At 61.3% G+C, this 24,871-nt stretch carries 20 protein-coding genes; 6 read left to right on the top strand and 14 right to left on the bottom strand.

The window, feature by feature from the left end; genetic code table 11:
- Window positions 1–603 precede the first annotated feature (603 nt).
- Entirely contained in the window at window positions 604–1,338 is a 735-nt protein-coding gene (locus IT763_RS19965; RefSeq protein ID WP_110147419.1) for a GntR family transcriptional regulator, read from the top strand.
- An 80-nt stretch (window positions 1,339–1,418) separates the two neighbouring features.
- Window positions 1,419–3,587, top strand: coding sequence for a YgiQ family radical SAM protein (locus IT763_RS19960; protein ID WP_004937285.1), 2,169 nt, complete (start codon window positions 1,419–1,421; stop codon window positions 3,585–3,587).
- A gap of 63 nt (window positions 3,588–3,650) precedes the next feature.
- Here IT763_RS19960 and IT763_RS19955 read toward each other — a convergent pair whose 3' ends face one another.
- The 3 genes from IT763_RS19955 to yqhD form a co-directional block, all read right to left on the bottom strand.
- Window positions 3,651–4,256, bottom strand: a complete 606-nt coding sequence (locus IT763_RS19955; RefSeq protein WP_016930129.1) for a transglycosylase SLT domain-containing protein — start codon at window positions 4,254–4,256, stop codon at window positions 3,651–3,653.
- A gap of 142 nt (window positions 4,257–4,398) precedes the next feature.
- Window positions 4,399–5,223: a 2,5-didehydrogluconate reductase DkgA gene (gene dkgA / locus IT763_RS19950; RefSeq protein ID WP_016930128.1), complete on the bottom strand. Its 825-nt coding sequence runs from the start codon at window positions 5,221–5,223 to the stop codon at window positions 4,399–4,401.
- Between the two features lie 285 nt (window positions 5,224–5,508).
- Complete coding sequence (gene yqhD, locus IT763_RS19945; RefSeq protein WP_016930127.1) at window positions 5,509–6,672, bottom strand: alcohol dehydrogenase; 1,164 nt, start codon at window positions 6,670–6,672, stop codon at window positions 5,509–5,511.
- A 226-nt stretch (window positions 6,673–6,898) separates the two neighbouring features.
- On the opposite strand from yqhD, the gene IT763_RS19940 reads away from it, so the two are divergent.
- Window positions 6,899–7,786: an AraC family transcriptional regulator gene (locus tag IT763_RS19940; protein ID WP_156866316.1), complete on the top strand. Its 888-nt coding sequence runs from the start codon at window positions 6,899–6,901 to the stop codon at window positions 7,784–7,786.
- A 7-nt stretch (window positions 7,787–7,793) separates the two neighbouring features.
- Here IT763_RS19940 and IT763_RS19935 read toward each other — a convergent pair whose 3' ends face one another.
- Complete coding sequence (locus IT763_RS19935) at window positions 7,794–8,822, bottom strand: NAD(P)-dependent alcohol dehydrogenase (RefSeq protein ID WP_049299869.1); 1,029 nt, start codon at window positions 8,820–8,822, stop codon at window positions 7,794–7,796.
- Between the two features lie 108 nt (window positions 8,823–8,930).
- Here IT763_RS19935 and IT763_RS19930 point away from each other — a divergent pair, with 108 nt between their 5' ends.
- Window positions 8,931–9,851, top strand: coding sequence for a LysR family transcriptional regulator (locus IT763_RS19930; RefSeq protein ID WP_016930125.1), 921 nt, complete (start codon window positions 8,931–8,933; stop codon window positions 9,849–9,851).
- A gap of 10 nt (window positions 9,852–9,861) precedes the next feature.
- Here IT763_RS19930 and IT763_RS19925 read toward each other — a convergent pair whose 3' ends face one another.
- Window positions 9,862–10,524 carry a DedA family protein gene (locus IT763_RS19925; protein ID WP_004937300.1) on the bottom strand — a complete coding sequence of 221 codons (663 nt, stop codon included), beginning with the start codon at window positions 10,522–10,524 and terminating at the stop codon, window positions 9,862–9,864.
- Window positions 10,525–10,669: 145 nt separating this feature from the next.
- Window positions 10,670–11,866, bottom strand: a complete 1,197-nt coding sequence (gene metC, locus IT763_RS19920) for a cystathionine beta-lyase (protein ID WP_016930124.1) — start codon at window positions 11,864–11,866, stop codon at window positions 10,670–10,672.
- Window positions 11,867–12,297: 431 nt separating this feature from the next.
- Between metC and exbB the strand changes: the two genes are divergently transcribed.
- Window positions 12,298–13,278 (top strand): tol-pal system-associated acyl-CoA thioesterase, encoded by a 981-nt coding sequence (gene exbB, locus IT763_RS19915; RefSeq protein ID WP_075205904.1) that lies wholly within the window; start codon window positions 12,298–12,300, stop codon window positions 13,276–13,278.
- Between the two features lie 3 nt (window positions 13,279–13,281).
- Window positions 13,282–13,704: a TonB system transport protein ExbD gene (gene exbD / locus IT763_RS19910; RefSeq protein ID WP_004937307.1), complete on the top strand. Its 423-nt coding sequence runs from the start codon at window positions 13,282–13,284 to the stop codon at window positions 13,702–13,704.
- 55 nt (window positions 13,705–13,759) lie between these two features.
- On the opposite strand, the gene IT763_RS19905 is transcribed toward exbD, so the two are convergent.
- From IT763_RS19905 to IT763_RS19870, 8 genes are all read right to left on the bottom strand, one after another.
- The gene (locus IT763_RS19905; protein ID WP_016930122.1) at window positions 13,760–14,803 is read right to left on the bottom strand and encodes a LacI family DNA-binding transcriptional regulator; all 1,044 of its coding nucleotides are present in this window, start codon (window positions 14,801–14,803) and stop codon (window positions 13,760–13,762) included.
- Window positions 14,804–14,824: 21 nt separating this feature from the next.
- On the bottom strand, window positions 14,825–16,234 hold the full coding sequence (locus tag IT763_RS19900; RefSeq protein WP_049299868.1) for a sucrose-6-phosphate hydrolase: 1,410 nt from the start codon (window positions 16,232–16,234) through the stop codon (window positions 14,825–14,827).
- Complete coding sequence (locus IT763_RS19895; protein ID WP_049299867.1) at window positions 16,234–17,604, bottom strand: sucrose-specific PTS transporter subunit IIBC; 1,371 nt, start codon at window positions 17,602–17,604, stop codon at window positions 16,234–16,236. Before IT763_RS19895 ends, IT763_RS19900 begins: the two co-directional genes overlap by 1 nt.
- A gap of 63 nt (window positions 17,605–17,667) precedes the next feature.
- The gene (locus IT763_RS19890; RefSeq protein ID WP_049299938.1) at window positions 17,668–19,077 is read right to left on the bottom strand and encodes a carbohydrate porin; all 1,410 of its coding nucleotides are present in this window, start codon (window positions 19,075–19,077) and stop codon (window positions 17,668–17,670) included.
- 194 nt (window positions 19,078–19,271) lie between these two features.
- Window positions 19,272–20,198, bottom strand: coding sequence for an aminoimidazole riboside kinase (locus IT763_RS19885; protein WP_049299866.1), 927 nt, complete (start codon window positions 20,196–20,198; stop codon window positions 19,272–19,274).
- Window positions 20,199–20,376: 178 nt separating this feature from the next.
- Window positions 20,377–21,903: a p-aminobenzoyl-glutamate transporter gene (gene abgT, locus IT763_RS19880; RefSeq protein ID WP_028127596.1), complete on the bottom strand. Its 1,527-nt coding sequence runs from the start codon at window positions 21,901–21,903 to the stop codon at window positions 20,377–20,379.
- Between the two features lie 100 nt (window positions 21,904–22,003).
- The gene (locus IT763_RS19875; protein ID WP_016930116.1) at window positions 22,004–23,455 is read right to left on the bottom strand and encodes a M20 family metallopeptidase; all 1,452 of its coding nucleotides are present in this window, start codon (window positions 23,453–23,455) and stop codon (window positions 22,004–22,006) included.
- On the bottom strand, window positions 23,452–24,768 hold the full coding sequence (locus IT763_RS19870) for a M20 family metallo-hydrolase (protein ID WP_016930115.1): 1,317 nt from the start codon (window positions 24,766–24,768) through the stop codon (window positions 23,452–23,454). Before IT763_RS19870 ends, IT763_RS19875 begins: the two co-directional genes overlap by 4 nt.
- Window positions 24,769–24,871: the final 103 nt, after the last annotated feature.

Raw genomic sequence — 24,871 nt, 5'->3', positions numbered from 1 at the left:
TCGATTCCGTTGGCGCGGTTGAGGCCGGCTATCCCGCTGTCGGTGAAGACGCCGATTCCGCGCAGTGTGTAGCGGCTGATGCCGCCGGGTCTGTCAAAATGAGGGCGGTATCCGCCTTATCGGGTGAGGCACGTCGGCCGCACGGCGCCAATGAGTGTAGTCAAAGAGTGGGGCTGCAGCGGGGATTGGCGAAGCGGGAACGTTTCTATTTGCCGACATCGATCCGCTTCGCCCTCCGCGATGGGATCCGGTGATGCGGCGATGAGCCGTGAGCAGGCTATCCATTAGCTCCGTTGCTTATTATCGGCCGTTTGCGCCGGCAGTATAGGCCCGCTGCCGGCCATCAAGGGTATCCTTTAGGGCTGGCAGCGGGTTTTTTATTGTTTTTAAAGTGGGTCCCTGGTGTTGGTGCTATTGATGTATCAACATCAATAAGCACAGATTACGCGCGATCTAGATCCAATGAAAGTCCATTAGGCAAAAATTGTGATGCCACTCTGAAAGCATTAGCGATATTTTAGTTAAAGTGAGGTGCCTATCGCCGGACAGGCGATAGGATAACAATGAGACTCAGACGAATGGCATAAGCAAGAGGGCGGGCGAATGACGGATTTTATGGCCTGGCTGCGTGGTCATCTGGCGCAGGGGACGGTAGCGCCGCGTTATATTCAGCTGGCGGCGGCGATAGAAACCGCGATCAGGCAGCAGGTGTTGGCGGCGGAGGCATTTCTGCCGCCGGAACGGCAGATGGCGGAGGGGCTGGCGCTGTCGCGCGTCACCGTCAGCAAGGCAATGAAGCTGCTGGAGGATAAAGGGCTGATTTCACGGCAGCAGGGGGTCGGCACCCGCGTGGCGATGCGCATTGGTTATTCCCTCGATAAGGACAGCGGTTTCACCGCTCAGGCGCTGCGTCACGGCAGCCGCGTCAGCAATCGATGGCTGCTGCGCACCCGAGTCGGCGCGCCGGCCAAGGCCGCGGCGGCGCTGGGGCTGGCGGAGGGGGATGAAGTGATCAAACTGCGGCGGTTACGCTTGCTGAACGGCAGCCCGGTCTCGCTGGAAACCACCTATATACCACCGCGCTTCTTGCCCGAACCGGCGCAGCTGGAGCATTCACTGTATGCGCTATGGCAATCGCGCGGCATCGTGCCTGAAGATAAACACTTTCTGTTGAAGGCGGTGTCCTGCAGCGACGAGGTCGCCGAACTGCTCAACGTGCCGTGCGGCGCGCCGTTGTTGCACATCATCCAAACCAGCCGCAACGCTCAGGGTGAGGCGCTGGAGTTCAGCGATATCTTGTGCCGCAGCGACGTTTATGAATTCGAAGTGAACGGTTAGCGAAATAACCATGCTCTTTTTGCTGCTAGTGCGTATAATCGCCGCCCGGCGATTAATTAACCTGTAAAAAGAGCAGCAGAATGAGCACCACCAGCCTGATCCAACCCGATCGTGAACTGTTTTCCTATAAGCCCTATTGGGCCGAATGTTTTGGCACCGCGCCGTTTTTACCGATGTCGCGGGCAGAGATGGATCAACTGGGCTGGGACAGCTGCGACGTGATCATCATCAGCGGCGACGCCTACGTCGATCACCCAAGCTTTGGCATGGCGATCATCGGCCGCATGCTGGAAGCGCAGGGCTTTCGCGTCGGCATTATCGCGCAGCCGGACTGGAGCAATAAAGAAGACTTCATGCGGTTGGGGAAACCGAACCTGTTCTTCGGCATCACCGCCGGCAACATGGACTCGATGATCAACCGCTACACCGCCGATCGCAAACTGCGCCACGACGATGCCTATACCGCCGGCAACGTCGGCGGCAAGCGGCCGGATCGCGCCACCCTGGTCTACAGCCAGCGCTGCAAAGAAGCCTATAAAGACGTGCCGATCGTGCTGGGTGGCATTGAAGCCAGTCTGCGTCGCATCGCCCACTACGATTACTGGTCTGATACCGTGCGCCGCTCGGTGCTGGTGGACTCCAAAGCCGACATGCTGATCTACGGCAACGGCGAGCGTCCGCTGGTGGAAGTGGCGCACCGTCTGGCCGCCGGTGAGAAGATCGGCGATATCCACGATATCCGCAATACCGCGGTGATGCGCAAAGAAGCGCTGCCGGGTTGGAGCGGTGTGGATTCCACCCGCCTCGACAAGCCGGGCCGCATCGAACCTATCCCGAACCCGTACGGCGAGGATCTGCCGTGCGCCGACGGCGCCAAGCCGAAAGAGCCGGAAGCCAAGCCTGTCACCGTGCGCGCCGCCAAACCGAAGCCGTGGGAGAAGACCTACGTGCTGCTGCCGTCCTTCGAGAAAGTGAAGGGCGACAAGGTGCTGTATGCGCACACCTCGCGTATTTTGCACCATGAAACCAACCCAGGCTGCGCCCGCGCGCTGATGCAAAAACACGGCGATCGCTACGTGTGGATCAACCCGCCGGCGATCCCGCTGACCACGCCGGAGATGGACAGCGTCTTCGCCCTGCCTTATCAACGCGTACCGCACCCGTCCTACGGTCAGGATCGCATTCCGGCCTATGACATGATCCGTTTCTCGGTGAACATCATGCGCGGCTGCTACGGCGGCTGTTCGTTCTGTTCGATCACCGAGCATGAAGGGCGCATCATCCAGAGCCGTTCGGAAGATTCGATCGTTCGCGAAATCGAAGAGATCCGTGACAAGGTGCCGGGCTTTACCGGTGTGATCTCCGATCTGGGCGGCCCGACCGCCAACATGTATATGCTGCGTTGCACCAACCCGCGCGCTGAGCAGACCTGCCGCCGCGCCTCGTGCGTGTATCCGGAGATCTGCACCTATATGGATACCAACCACGAGCCGACCATCAAGCTTTACCGCCGCGCGCGTTCTCTGGAGGGCATCAAGAAGATCCTGATCGCTTCCGGGGTACGTTACGATCTGGCGGTGGAAGATCCGCGCTATATCAAGGAACTGGCGACCCACCACGTCGGCGGCTACCTGAAGATCGCGCCGGAGCACACCGAAGAAGGCCCGTTGTCGAAGATGATGAAACCGGGCATGGGCAGTTACGATCGCTTCAAGCAGCTGTTTGATCACTATTCGAAGCTGGCGGGTAAAGAGCAGTACCTGATCCCATACTTTATCTCGTCGCACCCGGGCACCCGCGATGAAGACATGGTGAACCTGGCGCTGTGGCTGAAAAAGAACCGTTTCCGCCTCGATCAGGTGCAGAACTTCTATCCTTCGCCGATGGCCAACTCCACCACCATGTATTACAGCGGCAAAAACCCGCTGAGCAAGGTGGGGTACAAGAGCGAAGACGTGGTGGTGCCGCGCGGCGATCGCCAGCGCCGCCTGCATAAGGCGCTGCTGCGTTACCACGATCCGGCCAACTGGGCGCTGATCCGCGCCGCGCTGGAAGAGATGGGCCTGAAGCACCTGATCGGCAGCCGCCGCGATTGTCTGGTGCCGGCGCCGAGCATCGACGAACAGCGCGAAGCGAAACGGCTGCAGCGCCATACCCGGCCGGCGCTGACCAAACATACCGATATCAATCGGCAGCGCACGCCGTCCAACCGGCCGCCGCGCAAACCGATTCGCAAAGCCAAGCCGTAACGGCCGCACCGCATGCGTAAACAAAAAGGAGAACCCCCGGGTTCTCCTTTTCACTGTTGAGCGTCACAGCTGCTCGTACGCGGCTTCCACTTTCATCAAATGGCGCGGCGCCTGCGGCGCGGGATGGTATTTGCGCACGTGCCAGTTAAAGGCCTCCGGCGACAGGTTGTTAATCATCGCGATGGCCTGCTGACGGTTGCTGGAGAAGGTGCGCAGCAGTGCCCCGGTGCCGTTGACGTAGGCGATGATGGTGGCGTAGCGCAGCGTGACGGGATTGGCGATCCCTTTAAGCTGTTGTTTCTGCAAGGTGGCCAGATAGGCGGCGCCGAGATCGATATTGGTGTCGGGATCCCGCAGATCGTCATCGTCCGGGCAACCGCGTTTGCCTTTGTAGCGATAGGCGTCGCAGCCGGCGGTATCGGCTTTCAGCTGCATCAGGCCGATCGCATTGGATCTGCTCACTGCGGCGGGGTTGAAACCGGACTCCACCTGGATCATGGCGGTGATCAGCTTGGCGTCTACGCCGTATTCGCTGGCGGCGTCTTTGATGGCGCTATCGAAGGCGTGGCGATCGTAGCTGACGCGCTGTTTCTTGCCGGCGCAACCCGCCAGCACCAGCATGACGCAAAGCATGCCCAGCCGTGACCCGTGTGAGAAAGAGAATTTCATGGTGCTCCGTGCTTGTCTGTTTTTTAACGGCGTTAACCGGCGGGCGGAGCCTCCGGCGTCGTCATCATAACGTCAGGCGGCGCAAAGGAGCAATGTGCGGGAAGGAAAAGCCCCCTCCGGCCGGAGAGGGCTTGGGGGGAGATTACAGGGTATCCGGATCCGGCCCGAGGCGGTTGCCGACATCCAGCTTGGCGATCTCGCCCAGTTCATCTTTATCGAGTTTGAAATCAAACACCTCGAAGTTTTCGCGAATCCGCGACGGCGTGACCGATTTCGGGATGACGATAAGACCGCTGTCCAGGTGCCAGCGCACCACAATCTGCGCCGGGGTTTTCTCGTATTTTTCGGCCAGCGCCTTGATCAGCGGCTGGTCGAACACGCCTTCACCGCCTTGCGCCAGCGGGCTCCAGGATTCGGTGGCGATATGGTGCGTGGCGTTCCAGGCGCGCAGCTGGCGCTGTTGCAGCAGCGGGTGCAGCTCGATCTGGTTGACGACCGGCGCCACGTTGGTTTCATCCAACAGACGCTGCAGGTGCGGCGTATGGAAGTTGCATACGCCGATGCTTTTCACCAGGCCTTGTTCGCGCAGCTTGATCAGCTCGCGCCAGGCGGAGACGTATTGATCCTGCTGCGGGCGCGGCCAGTGGATCAGATACAGATCCACATAGTCCAGCTTGAGCTTTTCCAGACTGGTTTCCAGCGCCGCCAGCGGATCGCCCTGATCGTCGTTCCACAGCTTGGTGGTGATGAACAGGTCGCTGCGCGGCAGCGCGCTGGACTGCAGCGCGGCGCCGACGCCTTCTTCGTTCTTGTAAATCGCGGCGGTGTCGATGGAGCGGTAACCGATCTCCAGCGCTTTGCTCACCGCGCGGGTGGTCTCTTCAATACTCGCCTGCCAAACGCCGAGACCCAACTGCGGCATCAGATTACCATCGTGGAGTTTGATGATGGGTTGTTGCGTTGTCATGCGCATCTCCTTGTGTACGGATTGCGGCGCCTGCGGCGCCGAAACGGCTATAGATAAATTCTAGTTGGCAAAATGGGCGGTTGCCGGGTTTGCCAGCCTAATTTCAGCGGTGGCGGGAGGGCCATTTTCTCCCCGCTCTCCCTGCGAATGAGCGGTAAGACGAGTGGTGCGAAACGATCGGCGGCGCTGAAGCGCCCGATTGCGCCCGGTGATCGGCCGGGCGCAGGATGCGGCGAAAAATGGCTGGCGGAGACTAAAGCCTAGCAAAAAATCGCCGTTTTGCGATTAACGCGCCGCTTCATAAATGCGGCGGCTGACGTCCAGGGTAATGTCCTGATGCTCGCCCAGGGCGGTCATGCCGTGCTGATGGAGCTTGTCGAGCAGCGCCGGAATGCTGCTGCCGTCGAGCTGATAATCCGCCATGCGGGTCGGCACGCCCATCTGTTCGAAGAAGGCGCGGGTGGCGGCGATGGCGCCGTCGATCCGGCTGTCTTCGCTGCCTTCGCGCAGGCCCCAGACGCGTTCAGCGTACTGCAGCAGTTTTTCGCGCTTCTGCGCTTTCTTCTCGTGCAGCAGCGCCGGCAGCACGATGGCCAGCGTTTGCGCGTGGTCGAGATCGTGCATGGCGGTCAGCTCGTGGCCCAGCATGTGGGTCGCCCAGTCCTGCGGCACGCCGGCGCCGATCAGGCCGTTCAGCGCCATGGTGGCGCTCCACATCACGTTGGCGCGCACCGCATAGTTCTCCGGCTCGGCCAGCGCGCGCGGGCCGTCTTCCAGCAGGGTCAACAGCAGGCCTTCGGCGAAGCGATCCTGCACCTTGGCGTCGACCGGGTAGGTCAGATACTGCTCCAGGGTGTGCACGAAGGCGTCGACCACGCCGTTGGCGATCTGGCGGGGCGGCAGCGAGTAGGTCACCACCGGATCCAGCACGGCGAAGCGCGGCTGCACCAGCGGCGAGAAGAAGTGCTGCTTGTCGCCGCTGCTTTTGCGGGTGATCACCGCGCCGCTGTTGGACTCGGAGCCGGTGGCCGGCAGCGTCAGCACGCAGCCCATCGGCACTGCGTCGGCGATGTGGCTGCCGACGGTCTGCAGAATGTGCCAGGCGTCGTTGCTGGCCGTATAACGGGCGGCGGCGGCGATGAACTTGGTGCCGTCAACCACCGAACCGCCGCCGACCGCCAGCAGGAAATCGATGTTTTCCGCTTTCACCACCTCGACCGCTTTCATCAGCGTTTCGTAGGTCGGGTTAGGCTCGATGCCGGAAAACTCCCGCACGTCGCGGCCGGCCAGCGCGCTATGCACCTGATCCAGCACGCCGTTTTTCTTTACGCTGCCGCCACCGTAGGTGATCAGGATGCGCGCGTCCGCCGGGATTTGGCCGGCCACGTCGGCAATTTGGTCCTTGCCGAACAGGATTTTGGTTGGGGTATGCAGAATGAAGTTGTGCATGGTTGATTTCTCTCTTTCTGTCAGGCGGGCGCCAAAGTGGCGCAAAGGTATCTGGCCCGTATTGTCAGGAACCGGGCGGCAACGCACAATGCACATTCCTGTTTGGTTCTTGCCTATTTCTACAACTGTCTGTAGAAATGGCGAGTTTTAAATTATGATTTATGCCGAATCGTTCTGACTGTAAGAGGGTGTTTCCGTGATTGAAATCGATGCGCTGCGCAGCCGCATGGCGCGCCAGGCGATGGCTATCGCCAGCGGCAACGGCTACACGCCGTCGCCGGTGCCGCGGGTGAAGATTTTGTATGTCGATCGCCACAGCCCGCGTCAGCCGGTGATGTATGAACCGGGGATCGTCATTGTTTTTCAGGGGCACAAGGTCGGCTATTGCGGCAATAAGAAGTTCCAATACGATCCGCGCAACTACCTGCTGATGACGGTGCCGCTGCCGTTTGAATGCGAAACCTTCGCCAGCCCGGAACTGCCGCTGGTTGGGTTGGCGGTCAATATCGATACCCAAATGCTGCAGGACTTGCTGATCGACATCGGCGATGACGACTACCTGATGCAACCGCGCGCGGAGAGCAACGGGGTGAACCTGGCGGAAATGACGGAAGAGTTGCTGTGCGCCACCGAGCGTCTGCTCGACGTGATGGCCAATCCGCTCGACGCCCGGGTGCTTGGGCCGCAGATTGTACGGGAGATTCTCTATTATGTGCTGCGCGGCGCCTGCGGCGCGTCGCTGCAGGAGTTGGTCAATCGGCATACCCACTTCAGCCAGATCGCCAAGGCGCTGCGGCGTATCGAACATCAGTATGCCGACAGCATCAACGTCGAGCAGTTGGCCAGCGAGGTCAACATGAGCGTCTCGGCGTTCCACCACAACTTCAAGGCGGTGACCAACACCTCGCCGCTGCAGTACGTGAAGTCGTACCGGCTGCATAAGGCGCGACTGTTGATGGTTCATGACGGTCTGAAGGCCAGCACGGCGGCGATCCGCGTCGGCTACGAAAGCGCGTCGCAGTTTAGCCGCGAGTTCAAACGGCTGTTCGGCATGACGCCGAGCGATGAAGTCGCCCGGCTGCGCGAGGCCAACCCGCTGTTGCTGGAGGGCTGAGCCGCGTTTATGGGGTTAAGACGATCTTGCCGAATGGCCCGCGATCGAGGTGATCCAGCGCCTGCGGCAGCTGATCGAAGCGGTATACCTGGTCGATCACCGGCTGCAGGTTGACGGCGTCCACGGCGCGCACCAGGTCTTCCAGCGCGCGGCGGTGGCCGACGCCGATGCCCTGAATCACTGCGGATTTTAATAGCAGCGGGCCGGCGGGGGCGGAAATTTCGTTGCCTTCCAGGATGCCTATTACCGAGATGCGTCCTCCCACCGCCACGGCGCGCACCGAATTGCCGAGGTTGGTGCCGCCCACGGTGTCGATCACATGGTCGATGCCGCGATCCTGCGTCAGCGCATAAATCACCTCCACCCAATCGACGTCCAGCCGGTTGATGCCATGATTGGCGCCCAATGCCAGGGCTCGCGCCAGCTTTTCATCGCTGCCGGAGGTGACATAGACCTCCGCGCCGTGGGCTTTGGCGATCTGCAGCGCGAACAGCGCCACGCCGCCGGTGCCTTGCACCAGCACCGTATCGCCGGCATGCAGTTTGCCTTGTTCCACCAGTGCGAACCAGGCGGTCAGCCCGGCGCACGGCAGGGTGCTGGCCTGGACGTCGTCCAGCGACGCCGGCGCCGCTACCAGCCAGTCTTCATGCAAAATCACGTATTCCGCCAGCACGCCCTGATAAAAACCGCCGAGGGTGTGGTAAGGCACCCGGCGCGCATCGCCGTAGGGTTTTTGCTCGCCGTCGAGCCAACCGGGGCTGAAGGTGGAAATGACGCGCGCGCCGGGCTGAAAGCGGCTGACGCCGGGGCCGATGGCATCGACCTCGCCGGCCATGTCCGAGGCGGGCGTGAACGGCTGCGGCAGCGTGAGCCCCATGCCGCTTTCTATCATCAGTTTGTCACGGTAATTGAGTGAGATAGCCTTCACTTTCACTCTGATTTCGTGTGGCCCCGGCTGCGGGATGGCGCTTGCGCTCAGTTGCAGGTGCTCACGCCCCAGGGCGCTCATCGTCCAGCGTTGCATTGTATTGGTCATGATGTTCTCCAAAGTCAGCGATTAACAGACCTGCCGATAATATCGTTGATAGAGGTTCGCCAGTGGCGATAAGATTTCCGCAGATTGTTTCTTTCAGAGCGACAAATCATGAGCGATCGGTTGAGCGGCATTTCGGTATTCGTTACCGCCGTGGAGGCGGGCAGTTTTGCGTTGGCGGCCAGTCGGCTGCATCTTTCGCGTTCGGCGGTCGGCAAAACCATCGCCCGGCTGGAACAGCGGCTGGGGGTGCGGCTGTTTCATCGCACCACGCGCAGCCAGAGCCTGACCGACGACGGTGCGCTGTTTTATGAGCGCTGCCTGCGGGCGCTGGAGGAGATCCGTGGCGCGGAAACGCTGCTGGAGTCGGGGAAACGACAGGTCAGCGGCCGGCTGCGGGTGTCGATGCCGGTGCTGTTTGGCCGCATGTGCATTGCGCCGCTGCTGACCGAACTGACGCGCGAGCATCCTGGGTTGGAGCTGGAGCTGTCGTTCAGCGATCGGGTGGTGGACCTGATTGAGGACGGCTTCGATATGGCGATTCGCAACGGTACGCTGGCCAACAGCAGCGGCTTGGTGGCGCGCCGCATCGGCGATCACCGCATGGCGCTGTGCGCCTCGCCGGCCTATCTGCAGCGGTGCGGCGAACCGCTCAGCATCGAGCAACTGGCGCAGCATGAGGCGGTGACCTATATGCGCGCCGGCGCGCGGCGCAGCTGGTTGGTATTGGATAGCGACGGCAAGCCGCAGGACGTAATGCCGAATAACCGGCTGCAAATGGACGACCTGCAGGCGATTGCGGATGCGGCCACGGCGGGTTTCGGCATTGCCTGGCTGCCGTGCTGGCTGGTACGTGAGCAGTTGTTGAGCGGGGCGCTGGTGCGCTTGCTGCGCGATCGGCCGGGCGCCGCCTTTGAAGCGCATGCGGTGTGGCCGCACACGCCCCACCTGCCGCTGAAGGTGCGGCTGGCGGTGGATACGCTGGTGAACAAACTGCCTGCCAGTCTGGCGTTGGTCGAGAAGGCGCTGTAGCGCGCCCGGTTCAGGAAGAGGCGGCGCGTTTTTTACGCCAGATCACCAGCATGGCGCCCAGCAGGCCGACGAACAGCAGCAACAGCGGCAGCAGCATCAGGCCGGTCATCACCTGGCTTTCATAGCGTTTCACCAGAGGGATTTGGCTGAACGCGTAGCCGAGGCCGACCAGCGCGCAGACCCAGATCGCCGCGCTCAGCCAGTTGAATACCTGGAAGCGCGAGCTGTTGAGCCCGGAAATGCCGGCCATGGTCGGCAGCAGGGTGCGCACGAAACCGAGGAAGCGGCCGATCAGCAGCGCCGTCAGCCCGTGGCGGTTGAACAGGTTGTGCGCGCGCTGGTGGTACTGTGCCGGCAGTTGCAGCAGCCAGCTCTTCACCAGGCCGGTGTGGCCCAGCCAGCGGCCCTGGATATAGCTCAGCCAGCAGCCGAGGCCGGCGGCGGCGGTCAGTATCAGCAGAGTGGGGGCAAAGCCCATCACGCCTTTGGCGATCAGCGCGCCCGACAGCAGCAGCAGGCTGTCACCGGGAAGGAAGGAGGCGGGCAGCAGTCCGTTTTCCAAAAACAGAGTGGTGAAAAGTACGGCGTAAACCACCCAAATTACGCTTGGATCGGCGAGGGCGATGAAGTCCTGCTGCCAAAGCGCATGAATAATCTCTCGTAATACATCCATTTTATGTCCTGTTGCATGCCGGTTGCGCCCGGGGTCACGTTCTCCAGGATGCGGCGGTTACCGTATCTGACAGTTACCCGGTTAGTGTACCGCTAATAGCTTAAGCCGACATTAAACGAGACGAAGAAAATTATCGGAATCCGCCTTAGCGCACGCCGTTGAGGCGATCGAAGCCGGCCGCCAGATCGGCGATCAGGTCTTCGACGTTCTCCAGACCGATATGCAACCGCACCAGCGTGCCGGAAAAATCGACGCCGCCCGCCGGGCGGATCGCTTCCAGTTCTTCCGGCTGGTTGGCCAGGATCAGCGACTCGAAGCCGCCCCAGGAGTAGGCCATGCTGAAGTGGCTGAAGTTGTCCAGGTAGGCGGCCAACTGCGCCTCATCCAGCCGCTCTTTCAGCACGAAGGAGAACAGTCCATTGCAGCCGCTGAAGTCGCGGCGATAGAACGCGTGGCCTTTGCAACTGGGCAGGGCCGGGTGATTGACCGTCGCCACCTCCGGCCGTTCGGCCAGCCAGTTGGCGACCTCAATGCTGCTGCGTTCGTGCTGCTTCAGGCGCACGCTCAGGGTACGCAGGCCGCGGCTCGCCATGTAGGCGGTGTCGGCATCCACCATCTGCCCCATCAGATAGGAGTACTCGCGCAGTTGATCCCAACAGCGCGCGTTGGCGACGGCGGTGCCGAGCATGTAATCGGAATGGCCGATCAGGTATTTAGTGCCGGCCTGAATGGAGATATCGATGTCGAAATCCAACGCCTTGAACAGCACGCCCGCCGCCCAGGTATTGTCGATCATGATCACCACCTCCGGCGCCACGGCGCGAATGGCCTGCACCATTGCCGGAATGTCCTGCACTTCCAGGGTGATGGAGCCGGGGGATTCCAGGAACACCACGCGGGTGTTGGGTTGGATCAACGTGGCGATATCGGCGCCGATCAGCGGATCGAAATAAGTGGTGCTGACGTTCATGCGGCCGAGGATATGGGTGCAGAAATCCTGGGTCGGTTCGTACGCCGAACCAGTGACCAGCAGGTGATCGCCGGCGCCGACGAACGACAGGATCGCATTGGCCACCGCCGCCGCGCCGCAGGGGTACAGCACGCAGCCGGCGCCGCCCTCCAGCTCCACCATTGCATCCTGCAGGGCGAAGTGGGTCAGGGTGCCGCGTCGGCCGTAAAACAGCTCGCCGTGGGCGCGTTGCGCGGTGGCGTGTTTTTTGGCAGCGACGGAGTCGAAGACCAAAGAAGAGGCGCGTTGCGTGACGGGATTGACGGAGCCCTGGGTGTAACGCTGGCTGCGGCCGGCGCCGATCAGCGTGGTTTCGATATGTTTTGACGTCATGGTACCTGGCTCACCTCTGGTTGCTCTGCACGTGCCCGTTTGCGATAGCCCTTACGTTAACATGAGTTAATATAGCCATCCAGACGTTTTAACTTCCAGATATAGAAACGGCTATAATTGTCTGTCGGGCGCGCATTTCTCGCCTCATCCTTCTGCCGTGGTGCGAGAGAGAAGCCCATTCATCGGTCAAGACGCCGTTCGGCAGCGCGGCGTTGTTGCGTCGTTGTGGGAGAAAAGTAACGAAATAACCCTATAAAAGGGGCAGTTGGCGGTGAACGGACGCAGATTGGCGCTTTGTGGCGGGGCTGGCTAAAATTTTCTCGTTTATTTGGTAAATAATAATGAGAACTACTATCAATCCCCGGTTGGTTTGATATGATCGCACGCTGAATTATTCCTTAATTTTGATCGGTAATGGGTGGAGGCACAGCGTGAAAACGGCTGGCAAGAATTTAAATCAAGGATCGTTCGGCCAGGGCCGGGCGCAGTGGGGCAAGGCCTTCGGCCGCAGCCTGATGGCTTCTATGGTGCTGGTCGTGGGGCTGGCCGGCAGCGCGCAGGCCGCGCCGGCGAGCAATCCGGCCGTTGCCGAAAGCGTTGCGCCGACCACCGCGCCTGCACCTGCGGCAGCCGCCGCGCCGGAGAGCATCACGCCGGTGAATCCGGCGCCAACGATCCAGCCACCGGAAACCCGCGGCATGGACCTGTCCGTTTGGGGCATGTACCAGCACGCCGACGCGGTGGTGAAAGCGGTAATGATCGGCCTGGTGCTGGCCTCGATCGTGACCTGGACCATTCTGTTCTCCAAAGGCAGCGAACTGCTGCGCGCCAAGCGCCGTCTGCGCCGCGAGCAGTTGGCGCTGGCCGAAGCGCGCACGCTGGATGAAGCCTCCGAGCTGGCGCAAAACTTCGCCCCGGAGAGCGTCAGCGCGGTATTGCTGAACGATGCGCAAAACGAGCTGGAGCTGTCTGCGGAATCCAACGACAACAACGGCATCAAAGAGCGCACCGGCTTCCGCCTCGAGCGCCGCGTGGCGGCCTACAGCCGCAACATGGGCCGTGGCAACGGCTTCCTCGCCACCATCGGCGCCATCTCGCCGTTCGTCGGCCTGTTCGGCACCGTGTGGGGCATCATGAACAGCTTCATCGGCATTGCCCATTCGCAGACCACCAACCTGGCGGTTGTGGCGCCGGGCATCGCGGAAGCGCTGCTGGCGACCGCGCTGGGCCTGGTGGCGGCGATCCCTGCCGTCGTTATCTACAACATCTTCGCCCGCGTCATCAGCGGCCACCGTGCGCAGGTGGGCGACGTGGCGGCGCAGGTCATGCTGCTGCAGGGCCGCGATCTGGATCTGGCCGCGACGGCGGAAGCCAAGCGCTCACAGCACGCGCACCAACTGCGGGCGGGGTGAGTCATGGCGATGCGCTTAAATGAAGATCTGGACGACAGCGGCGAACTGCATGAAATCAACGTGACGCCGTTTATCGACGTCATGTTGGTGCTGTTGATCATCTTTATGGTGGCCGCGCCGCTGGCAACGGTAGATATCCGCGTCGATCTGCCGGCTTCTTCCGCCAAGCCGCAGCCGCGGCCGGAAAAACCGGTGTTCCTGTCGGTGAAGGCCGACAAGCAGCTCTACGTCGGCGATCAGCCGGTGAATGCCGATCAGCTGACTTCGGTGCTGGATCAACGTACCCAGGCTAACAAAGAAACCACCATCTTCTTCCAGGCGGACAAGAGCGTGGACTATGAAACGCTGATGAGCGTGATGGACACCCTGCGTAAAGCCGGCTACCTGAAAGTGGGGCTGGTGGGCATGGAGGGCGCCGCCAAGTAGCGGCAGCAAAACGATAAAGGGCGCTCAGGCGCCCTTTTTTATTGATTCTGAGATATCACTCCCCGGCTAACAAAGCCCGGGAACCGGCATGACGCCAGTGGATACGGCCCGGCAGATAAAGCGCGCTCTGTTCCAGCGGCCGTTCGTCGATAAGCGCGGTGACTTGGTCGAAGCTATGTTGCGCCAGTGCCAGGCAGTCTTGCGCGACCGTGTCTATCTTCAGCGTCATGCAGTCGAACAGGTAGTGATCGTCGAAGCTGCACAGGTGAATGTCGCTCTCCATCAGCTGATGCTGAGTCAGATAACGCAATACGCCTTCCAGCAGGCCGCAGGCGGCGGTAAACAGCGCTTTAGGCGGACGCCCCAGCTGTGCGCACAGCTGAGCAAACATCTCGTAACCTGAGCTGGGGTGATAGTTGCCGTTGATGATCCATTCCGGTTTGCATGTGATGCCGGCGCGCTCCAGGCCAAGCTGGAAGCCGGCGAGGCGATCGCGGGTCGGCGAAATGCGCGGCTGCCCGCCGAGAAAATAGATCTCATCCGGATGTTGGCGCGCGACCTTTTCCACCAGGTCGGCAGTCGAATTGACCGAATCGGTGATCACCAGCGGCAGTTCAGAGCCGGCGATCAGACGGTCCATCTGCACCACCGGCAGCCCGGCGTTGATCTTCTGGTATTCCGCGTCGTTCAACTGGCTGGAGGCGACGATCAAGCCATCCACCTGCCGCTGCACCAGACTGTTCACCGCCATCATCTCCTGCGCCGGGTTTTCATCGGTGCAGGCGATCAGCAGCTGCAGACCGGCTTCGCGGCACAGCGTTTCCAGCTCGCGCGAAATCACCGCAAAGCCGTAGTTGGTCATCTCCGGCACCACCAGCCCCAGCGTGTGGCTGCGGTTGGAGCGCAAAGAGCGGGCGTGGATGCTGGGCTGATAATGGTGTTCGTGCGCCAGCGCCAGAACGCGATCGCGGGTGTCGTCGGACACCCGATATTCCTTGCTGCGGCCGTTCAGCACCAGGCTGGCGGTCGATTTCGACACCCCGGCCAGCGTGGCGATGTCACTGATGGTAATGCGTTTATTTTTTTTCACTGACGCCATCTGAAGTCATCGGAGGATGCGTCATTCTAGCATGCATGGCGTCAGCGGCCAGTATTCCAACGCCAGCGGCACGCTCCCGCACAGCCGCAGTTGCGGCTCACCCGCCGGGAAGTAGCGCGCGCTCATCACCGCCTCGCCGCGGTTGATGAAAATTTCCACGCTGGAACGATCGAACAGCAGTTGCAGATGCGTGACCGAGCCGCGCCAGTAACGGTGCTCCGGCCTGCCGTCGGTCAGGGAAGTGCGCGTCAGCTGCAGCCTTTCGCCGTCCCAGTTCAGCGTCATCGCGTCGCCAAAGGTTGCGCTGAACGCGCCCTGCGGCGTCATTTGCAACTCCGCGGCCTCCAGCGCATAGGCGGGGGCGTCATCGGCGCGGCCTTGCCAGCCTGCTCGCTCACCGCGCAGCTGTTGCAGCTCGCGCGCCGGGCGCTGGTGGAGGCGGCCATGCCGCAGAGACAGCTCGCGCGGGCAGGTCATGGTGTGGATCCAGCCGTAACGGCGCGTCGGATGGGCTTCTTCATCTTGATCGGGCACGCCCATCCAGCCGAACAGCAGGCGGCGGCCATCTTCCGCCAGCGTCGTCTGCGGCGCGTAGAACTCGAAGCCGGCGTCCAGCTCGCGGAATTCGCCGTGGCTGAAGGCCGCCTGCCGGTAATCCAGCTTGCCGAGCAGATAGCCGGCCTGATAACGGTTGAGATAGCGTTCCGGCTGCGGCGCCAGCCCCTGCGGGCAGCAGATCAACACATCGGCGCCGTCCAGCGTGAACAGATCCGGGCACTCCCACATGTAGCCGAATTCCTCTAAGCCGTTCAGACCGGAACCGGCGATCTCGCCCAGCGATTGCCAGTCACGCAGATTGCTGGAACGAAACAGCAGCACCTTACCGCGATCCTGCAAGTCACGCGCGCCGAGCACCATGTACCAGTCATTTTGATGACGCCACACTTTCGGATCGCGTACGTGACCGCTGTAGCCCTCCGGCAGCGGCAGCACCGGCCCGAGCTTGCGGTATTCGCCCCGTTCGCTTTCCTGAGCCAGGCATTGGTAAGCGGTGCGTGAGCCGTCTGGGAATTTCACGTTGCCGGTGTAGATCAGCGTGATTTTGCCTTCCGCCGCCACCGCCGAGCCGGAGTAACAGCCGTGGCTGTCGTAACAGGCGCTGGGCGCCAGGGCGATTGGCTGGTGCTCCCAACGCAGCAAATCGGCCGACTGCCAGTGTCCCCAGCATTTGTTGCGATGATCGCAACCCAGCGGATTCCACTGATAAAACAGATGATAAACGCCGTTGTGCTGGATAAAGCCGTTGGGATCGTTCAGCAGGCCAACGCTGGGCGCCAGATGCCAGGCCGGGCGGTGCGGATCGCGCAGCGCGAGCGGCTGGCCGTTCATGACCGCCCGCATTGCCTGTTTGATTAAGCTGAGTTCTTCCATCATTGCGCGTCCGTTTTGTATTTCAGCAGCAGGGAGAGGACAAAGGCGCTGCCAAACGCGATCGCCAGACCGATGATATAGCTGACCAGAGAACTGGCCTGCACGATCGCCATGCCGGGGATCGCCGTCAGCCCGACCGCGTTCATGCCGACATGGTTGGCCACCACCCAGGCCCCGCCGAGCGCGCCGCCCGCCAGCGCCGCCAGAAACGGTTTCACGAAGCGCAGATTGATGCCGAACAGCGCCGCCTCGGTGATGCCGAGCATGGCGGAAAAGGCCGAAGGCACCGCAATGGCTTTGATTTTGGCGTCGCGGGTTTTGAAATAGACCGCCAGGCAGGCGCCGCCCTGAGCGATGTTGGCCATCGACCAGATCGGCAGCAGGAAGTTGACGCCGATAGTGGGGTTGCCGAGCAGCCCGGCCTCTACCGCGTGGAAACTGTGGTGGATGCCGGTAATGACGATAGCGGAATAGAGGCCGCCGAACAGCAACCCGGCGAACCACCCCGCATGAGCGATCAGCGTGCTGAGCACGAAGGAGATGCCGTCGCCCAGCGCCCGGCCGGCGGGGCCGATAAACAGCAGGGCGACAAAGCCTGAGATCACCACCGTCAGGAACGGCGTCAGGATCAGATCGAGCGCGTTGGGGATCACCTTACGCAGACGTTTTTCCAACAGGCTCATGAACCACACCGCCAGCAGCACCGGAAATACCGTGCCCTGGTAGCCGATCATGGCGATGTCCAGACCGAAGAAATTCATGGTGTGGAACCCGCCGGCGACGCCCCAGGCATTGGTCAGCGCCGGATGCGTCAAAATGCCGCCGAGCGTGGCGCCCAGATAGGGATTGCCGCCGAATTCGCGTGCGGCGGTGAAACCGATCAGAATCGGCAGGATAATGAACGCCGCCGAGCTGAACATATCCAGCATGATGAACAGCGCGCTGTTGGCATCGGCCCAGCCGTAGGTTTTCACCATGCCGAGCAGCCCCATCAACAGGCCGGAAGCGACGATCGCCGGGATGATTGGCACGAAGATGTTCGACAGCAGGCGCGCGATGCGCTGCAGCGGGTTGAGCTTTTTCGCCGCGATATCGGCGGCTTCGGCCTTGCTGGATTCGCTGACGCCCGCCGCCTTGATGAATTCCGCATGCACCTTGTTGACCAGTCCGGTGCCGAAGATCACCTGGATCTGACCGGCGTTGCTGAAGCAGCCTTTAACGCCGTCCAGTTTGCCGATGGCCTCTTTGTCCACCTTGCTGTCGTCCACCAGCACCAGGCGCAGGCGCGTGGCGCAGTGGGCGGCGCTGGCGATGTTCTCTTTACCGCCGAGCAGCGGCAACAGCGCGTTGGCGGTTGCGGTAATGTCCATGTTGTCCCCTTGCTAAATAAAAATACCGCCGCGCAGTTTGCGGCGCAGCGCCGTGAATCGATGTCAGAAGAAATACTTGAATCTGGCGCGCATGCCGTAACGCTGGTCGTTGTCGCCGTTGGCGATCTTGTTGTCGGCGTTGGCTTCCAGCAGCGACACATAGGCGCCTAAATACAGGTTGAAATTCTTCATATTCATAATGTTAGGTATCTGATACGACGCGTGAACGGTGTGGATGTCGTAGTTGCCCGGTTCGCTGAGCGGGTTGTGGATATCGGCGGCGATCCCGGCGGTATTGAACTCTTTGATATTGTTATGGGCATAGATATAACCCAGTTCGAAGCGTCGCCACAGCACGTTGACGCCGGCGGTGAAGTCTTGCTCGCCTGAGGCATCCAGATAGGCGGTGCTCAGGTTGGCCACCACGCCGTTATCCGGGTTGGCGGCGCTGTTGTTCCAACTCATCGTCATGCCGTAGCCGTTGCGCTTGGATTGGTCGACGAAGCGGCCCTGGCTGTCCTGATAGCCGTAAGCGTTATTCACCACGTTGCTTTCCATCGCCGCCGCGATACTGAAGGCGTCTTTCTTCCAGGCGATCACCGGGCGCAAATAGGCGACGTTTTTCTTATTTTCCAGCGCATTGCCGTGGTAGCTGTTGTCCTGGAACAGCGAGGTGCCGTCTTCCACCAGCGTGTTCAGTTCGAAATAGACATCCCCGGCGTATTTGCTCAGCATCAGGTTGCCGCCGCTGCTGCTGCGACCGCGGCCTTCTTTCATCATGTAGATATAGCCGAAGCCGTCGGCGTACAGGTCGTTGGCGGTATTGCCGGAGTATTGAATGAAGGTGTCCTGATTCAGCGGGAACATGTCGTAGGCTTCGAAGCGGCCGATTTTGGTTTGCCAGTTCTTTTCATTGCCGAAGAAGAAAGCGGCGTCGTCCAGGTTCATTTTGCCGCTCATGTCCGCCAGCGGCTGGACGCTGAAGCCGGAGAAGTTGCCGTCCGGATTGCGGCGGTAGCCGTCCAGCCCGACCAGAATGCGGCCATTGATGTCCCAGCGCTCTTTGTTGCCGGGTTTCCAGTCCTTGTGGTCGCTGCCTTTCAGCGACGTCAGCTGGCCGCTGCGGCTGGCGCCGTCCAGATTGAACTCCACGTCGCCGTACAGTTTCAGATCGTTGAAACCGTTCAGTTTCAGCGCGCTGGTCGGAGAGGATTGCGTTTCAAGCGCGGCGGCGCGCTGCACGACCTGCGCGGTTTGCCTTTCGGTGCTGGCGGTGCGCAGTTCCAGCTGTTGCGCCCGGCGTTCCGCCGCGGTGGCGCGAGTTTCAGCCTGAGCGGCGCGCTGTTCCGCCTGCGCCAGGCGTTGTTCCAGCGCGTTGAGGCGCGCCTCGATGCCGCCGTCGCCGGAGGCTGCAGCGGCAGACGTGGAGAGGAAAAGCCCTGTTGTTATCGCCAAATAGCTGAGTTTTTTCATCATCGTCTATCATCCGGGAAGGGTTGTTATTATTTTTTGCTAAATTGCTAAACCGGTTTTTCATGGCGAAAGATAACGATCGAGGAGCGGACTGGCAATCAAGTTTGCTAACCCGATTCAGCTATTGTGATCGAGCGCGCAAATCGCGGGTTAAAAGACCACGGCGCCCAGGGGATCGCCGTGGATGCAGGGGATCAACGCAGAAAAGCGGCCAGCTCTTCGGCGTGAGGCAGGGCGGTCATGGCGCCCTTGGCGGTGGTGGCCAGCGCGCCGCAGGCCTGAGCCTGGGCGATAACCGCCGGCCATTGCGCGTCCTGCGGCAATTCGTGAAGGCGCGCCAGCGCCGCTAACAGCCCGGCGACAAACGCGTCGCCGGCGCCGGTGGTATCGACCGGCACGACCGACGGCGCGCGGAAATGGCGCAGGCGATGCCCATCGTGTACGCAGACGCCGTCGCCGCCCAGCGTCACCAGCAGCAGGCGCAGCGGATAGGTTTGCATCATCCAGCGGATGCCGTTCTCCACATCGTCAAGGTGGCTGATGAAAGCCAGCTCTTCGCGCGACAGTTTCACCACATCCGCCAGCAGCAGCGCCTTTTGCAGGCAGGGGCGCAGCGCTTCCGGCTGACGCCAGACCTCTTCGCGGATGTTGGGATCGAAACTGACCCGGCCGCCGACTGCCCGCATGCGTTCCATCGCCGTAAAGGCCGCGCTGCGGCTGGGCTCCTGCGACAGCGCGATGGAGCAGAGGTGCAGCCATTCGCCCCGTTGGAAAGCCGGCAGATCGTCGGGCTGCAAAAACAGATCGGCGCTGGGCTGCACCATAAACGTGAATGAGCGCTCACCGTGCTGATCGAGATCCACCACCACCGTGGAGGTGTGGTGTTCGGGATCCGGTCGCATATGACCGATATCCACCCCTTCATCGCTCAGCACCTGCTGCAGAAAGGCGCCGAAGCTGTCTTGCCCCACCCGGCCGATAAAGGCGCTGTCGCCGCCCAAACGGGCGATACCCACCGCCACGTTCGCCGGCGCGCCGCCGGGGCATTTGAGATAACCGTTGGCATTTTCCGGCACCAGGTCGATCACGGCGTCGCCCAGTACCCATACGCGATTCATCATGCTTAATCCCTGTTTTTGTCGTTGTCAGATGGTGAGCTAAAATAGAAGAACCGGTTTAGCAAGGCAATGAAATAATCCTCAGAGCCGCTTGGTCAGTGAGGAAGATCAATCTTTCTGCTGGGCTTGGGGAAGAGGGAATCTGCCCCGCGAACCAGCGCGGGGCGAGATAGCGGGGCGTTTAGCCCAGCTTCGGATAGACGCCGGGACCGATTGGCAAGCCTAGCGCATACCAGACCAGCAGCAGCAAAATCCACACGCTGAAGAACACCACGGGATAGGGCAGGATCAGCACGTAATAGGTGCCGAGCTGCGCGTCTTTGCGGTAGCGCTGCAGGAAGCCGAGGAACAGCGGCAGGAACGGTGACATCGGCGCCAGCGGCAGCACTGCAGAGTCGGCGATGCGAAAGATCATCTGGGCGAACGCCGGGTGGAAACCGAGCAGCATAAACATCGGCACGAAGATCGGCGCCAAAATTGACCAGATCGCCGAGCCGCTGGCGATGAACATGCACAGGAAGGCGGAGAGGAACATCAGGCCGAGAAATGCCGGTGCGCCGCTCATGCCGGCGGCTTCCAGCATATCGGTCAGACCGACGGCCATAAACTTGCCCATGTTGCTCCAGTTAAAGAACGCCACGAACTGTGACAGCGGAAACACCATCACGATGAAACCCGCCATGCTTTTCATCGGATCGAGCAAGTGGTGGGGAATATCGTCCGGCCGCCGGATCTGTTTGGTGACTACGCCATAGGTAATGGCGACGGTGAAGAAGAACAGGATGATGATCGGCACAATACCCTTGATGAACGGGGAAGGGATCACCGAACCGGTGTTCGGGTCACGCAGCGGCGCGGCCTCCGGCACCACCAGAGCAGCGATGATGGCGATAAACACCAGCGCGGCGATGCCGCTCATCATCAGCCCCCGGTTCTGCAGCGGGGTCAGCGCTGCGATTTTGTCTTCGGCGCCGCCTTGCCACTTCGGCAGACGGGGCTCGATAAACTTGTCGGTGAGCAGCGCGCCGGCGATGGTCAGCACGATCACGGAGGTGGCCATAAAGTACCAGTTGTCTATCACGCTGACGTGAACCGCGCCATCCACCGCTTTGGTGGCTTCGGTGCTGATGCCGGAAAGCAATACGTCGGTGGTGACGATCAACAGATTGGCGGTAAAACCGGAGGCGACGCCGGCGATCGCCGCCAGCAGTCCGGCTATCGGGTGGCGACCCACCGCTACAAACATCAGCGCGCCGAGCGGCGGCATCACCACCAGCGCGGCGTCCGACGATATATGACTGAAGAAGGCGATAAACAGCACCATATAGCTGGCGTAGCGGGCGCTGACGCGCGAGGCCATTTTATACATCAGCGCCTGCAGCAGGCCGACCTTTTCCGCCAGGCCGGCGCCTATCACCAGCGCCAAAATGGCCCCCAGCGGCGCAAAACTGCTGAAATTATGGATGATATTGGGAAATATCCACTGCATGCCCGCCACGCTCATCAGGTTATTCACCTTGATGAGCTCGCCGGTGGCCGGATTTTTCACCGCCACATCGAGCCAGGAAAACAGCGCGGTGGCCAGCATAAGCACCAGGATCAAATAGACGAACAATAAAAACGGATTGGGGATCTTATTGCCGATGCGTTCCACCCAGTAAAAAACGCGTCCGGGGCTTTTATTGATTGGCGTTGTGGCCTCACTCATGATTTTACCCTCTGTGTTTGCTCTGTTGTGTGATTGTTATTATTTGATTTATTTATAATTATGCTCGGTGGCCCGGTGATCCGGGCCCTGTCTGTTCATGCTATTTCAATGGAGATGGCTTCACCCCCTGCGGGATGGGGCAGCGGTACGGCTGTTCGGCGCGCCGGCGCTCAAACTCGCTGCGGCAGCGCGCCAGCAGGGCGCTGTCGCTCAGCAGATCGACGGCGGTCGCCGCCATCACCTTGCCGGCCAGGCACATGCCCTTATGGGCGATAGCGGTGCGGCCCTGCGCCACCAGTTGCCAGGTGTGCAGCGGAGTGCCGAGTGCGAAACAGGGGCTAAAGCATTGGGCGGTCGGCGCCACCCAGCTCACGTCGCCAACGTCGGTAGAGCCGTACAGCAGATCGTCGGATTCCACATAAGGCGCGACCTCGTCCATCAGCACCTTATCTCCCAGCAGTTGCACCCACTCGCGCCCGGCTGCACCGCCGGTGCGGGCAATGTTGAGTTTGGCGTTGCGCAGATCGTCGCGGCTCAGCGTCTGGCGGATTTCCTCGGCGAAGCGGCGTTCGGCGTCGCTGTACTCGGGCAGACCGAAATCACACAGGTTTTGATACATCGCGCGTTCAAGACTGCGGTTTGGCACATAGTTGGAGCAGGCCTTGTCGAAGCGCACTTCCATCTGGGTGTCAGTCATCAGCGCTGCGCCCTTGGCGATGTTGATCACCCGTTGGTAAATGTCCTGCGCCTGGTCGAGCTGCGGTGCGCGGATCAGGTACAACACCTCGGCGTCGGCCTGCACCACGTTGGGGGAGCTGCCGCCGGTGTGGGTGACCGCATAGTGCAGCCGCGCTTCTTGCACAATATGTTCGCGCAGGAAGTTGGCGCCGGTATTCATCAGCGTCACCGCGTCCAGCGCGCTGCGCCCCAGGTGCGGCGAGTTGGCGGCATGGGCGGCGACGCCTTTGAAGTGAAACGCCGCCTGAATGTTGGCCAGCGTACTGGTGTTGAACATGCCGCTGAAGCCTTCCGGGTGCCAGGTGAGGGCGGCGTCGACGTCGTCGAACAGGCCTTCGCGCACCATAAAGGTTTTGCCGGAGCCACCCTCTTCGCCCGGGCAGCCGTAGAAGCGCAGGGTGCCGGTCAGCCGGTTCTGCTGCATCCACGCCTTGGCGGCGAAGGCGCCCGCCAGCGCCGCGGTGCCCAGCAGATTGTGGCCGCAGCCATGGCCGTTGCCGTTTTCCACCAGCGGCTGCGGCGTGGCGCAACCGGACCGCTGGCTCAGCCCGGCCAGCGCGTCGTACTCGCCCAGCAGCGCGATAACCGGGTGACCGTTGCCGTAGCTGGCGATAAACGCCGTCTCGATGTCGCCCACGCCGCGCTCGACCGAGAAGCCTTCCTGTTCCAGCGCATCGGCCAGCAACGTGGCGGAATAGGTCTCGTTAAAGCGCGTTTCCGGATGGTCCCAAATCGCGTCGCTCAGCGCGCTGAAGCGGGACTGGCGTTGGTCAATGTAGTCGTCGATAAAAGCCTGCAGTTCTGAGTTGCTCATGCTCCGCTCCCGAATGTCGGCAGGTTCAGCGCCAGCGACGCCAGCGTTTTCACCGCCACCGCCATCACCTGTTCGTTGAAGTCGAATTTCTCGTTATGGTGTCCGGCGCTCAGCTCGGTGCCGAAAATGACATATGAGGCTTGGCCGCCGCGGGATTTCACCCGTTCCATCATGTAGGTGGCGTCTTCCGAACCCGCAGCCTGTTCGCGGCGATCGACCACCGAGGTCAGCTCGGTTATCTGCTGCGCCTGGCGACGGATGTAATCCACCCACGGTTGGGTCGGTTTGCTGCTCTGCGCCGCGCCCATCAGCGCGATGTCGCAGGCGACGCCGTGCATTTTGGCTGCGCCTTCGATGGCGTTCAGCGCCTGTTGATAGACGAACGCGTTGATCTCATTGGTGGCGCCGCGCGTCTCCACCTTCATAAACGCCCGATCGGCGATCACGTTGCGGCCGGTGCCGGCCTGCAGCACGCCGACATTGATGCGCGAGCTGCCTTCGCTGTGGCGCGGGATGGCGTAAAGCCCCAGCGCAGCCTGCGCCGCTGCCAGCAGCGCGTTGCGACCGTCTTCCGGCTTGGCGCCGGCGTGGGAGGCGACGCCGCGAAAGGTAACGTCCAGCTTGCTGGTGGCCATAAAGCTGTCGCTGCCGCACACCAGCTCGCCGGCCGGCACGCCGGTGCCGATATGCACCGCGGTGAAGAAATCGACGTCGTCCACCACGCCGGCCTCCACCATCGATTTTGCGCCGCGTGTGCCTTCTTCCGCCGGCTGGAAGATCAGTTTGACGGTGCCGCTAAGCTGGGACTCCAGGCTTTTGAACACGTGCGCCAGCCCCAGGCCGATGGTGGTATGGCCATCATGACCGCATGCATGCATCATGCCGCTGTTGCAAGAGGCGAACCCTTCACGGAACGGCAGGTGCTCCGGTTCCAGCAATTCGTTGAGATCGAGGGCGTCCATATCCACGCGGTAGGCGATAGTCGGGCCGGGGCGGCCGGTATCGAGCGTTGCGACGATGCCGGCGAAGCCGCCGGAAAAATGCGGCAACCATTTTTCCAACGCGCCCTGATTGCGGGCGCGCAGTTCCTGCGCCTCCAGCTCATCGGATGAGGGCAGTCCCATGCGCGCCTCGGCCTTGATGACCTCGCGGCCCAGCTGCAAACGATAACCCAGCCGATCGAGTTCTTCCGCCACCAGGGTGGCGGTGCGAAACTCAAACCAGCCGGATTCGGCATAGCGGTGGAAGTCGCGGCGCCAGGCCTGCAATTGCGGGTACAGATCGGCCACCAACATCGAAAGCGAATTAGTCATAGTGATATCTCATAAGTTATCGCGCGCTGGATCGCTCCAGGCAGCAGTTATGCTCTGAACTGAAATCAGACGGTGAAGCTATTGCAAAGAAAAAGGTGCGTTT

Origin of the sequence: Serratia sp. CMO1 (assembly GCF_015689115.1) — a bacterium.
Lineage (GTDB): Bacteria > Pseudomonadota > Gammaproteobacteria > Enterobacterales > Enterobacteriaceae > Serratia > Serratia marcescens.
Note: the sequence above shows the minus strand (reverse complement) of the source record. Positions and strands in the feature narration are given on the sequence as shown.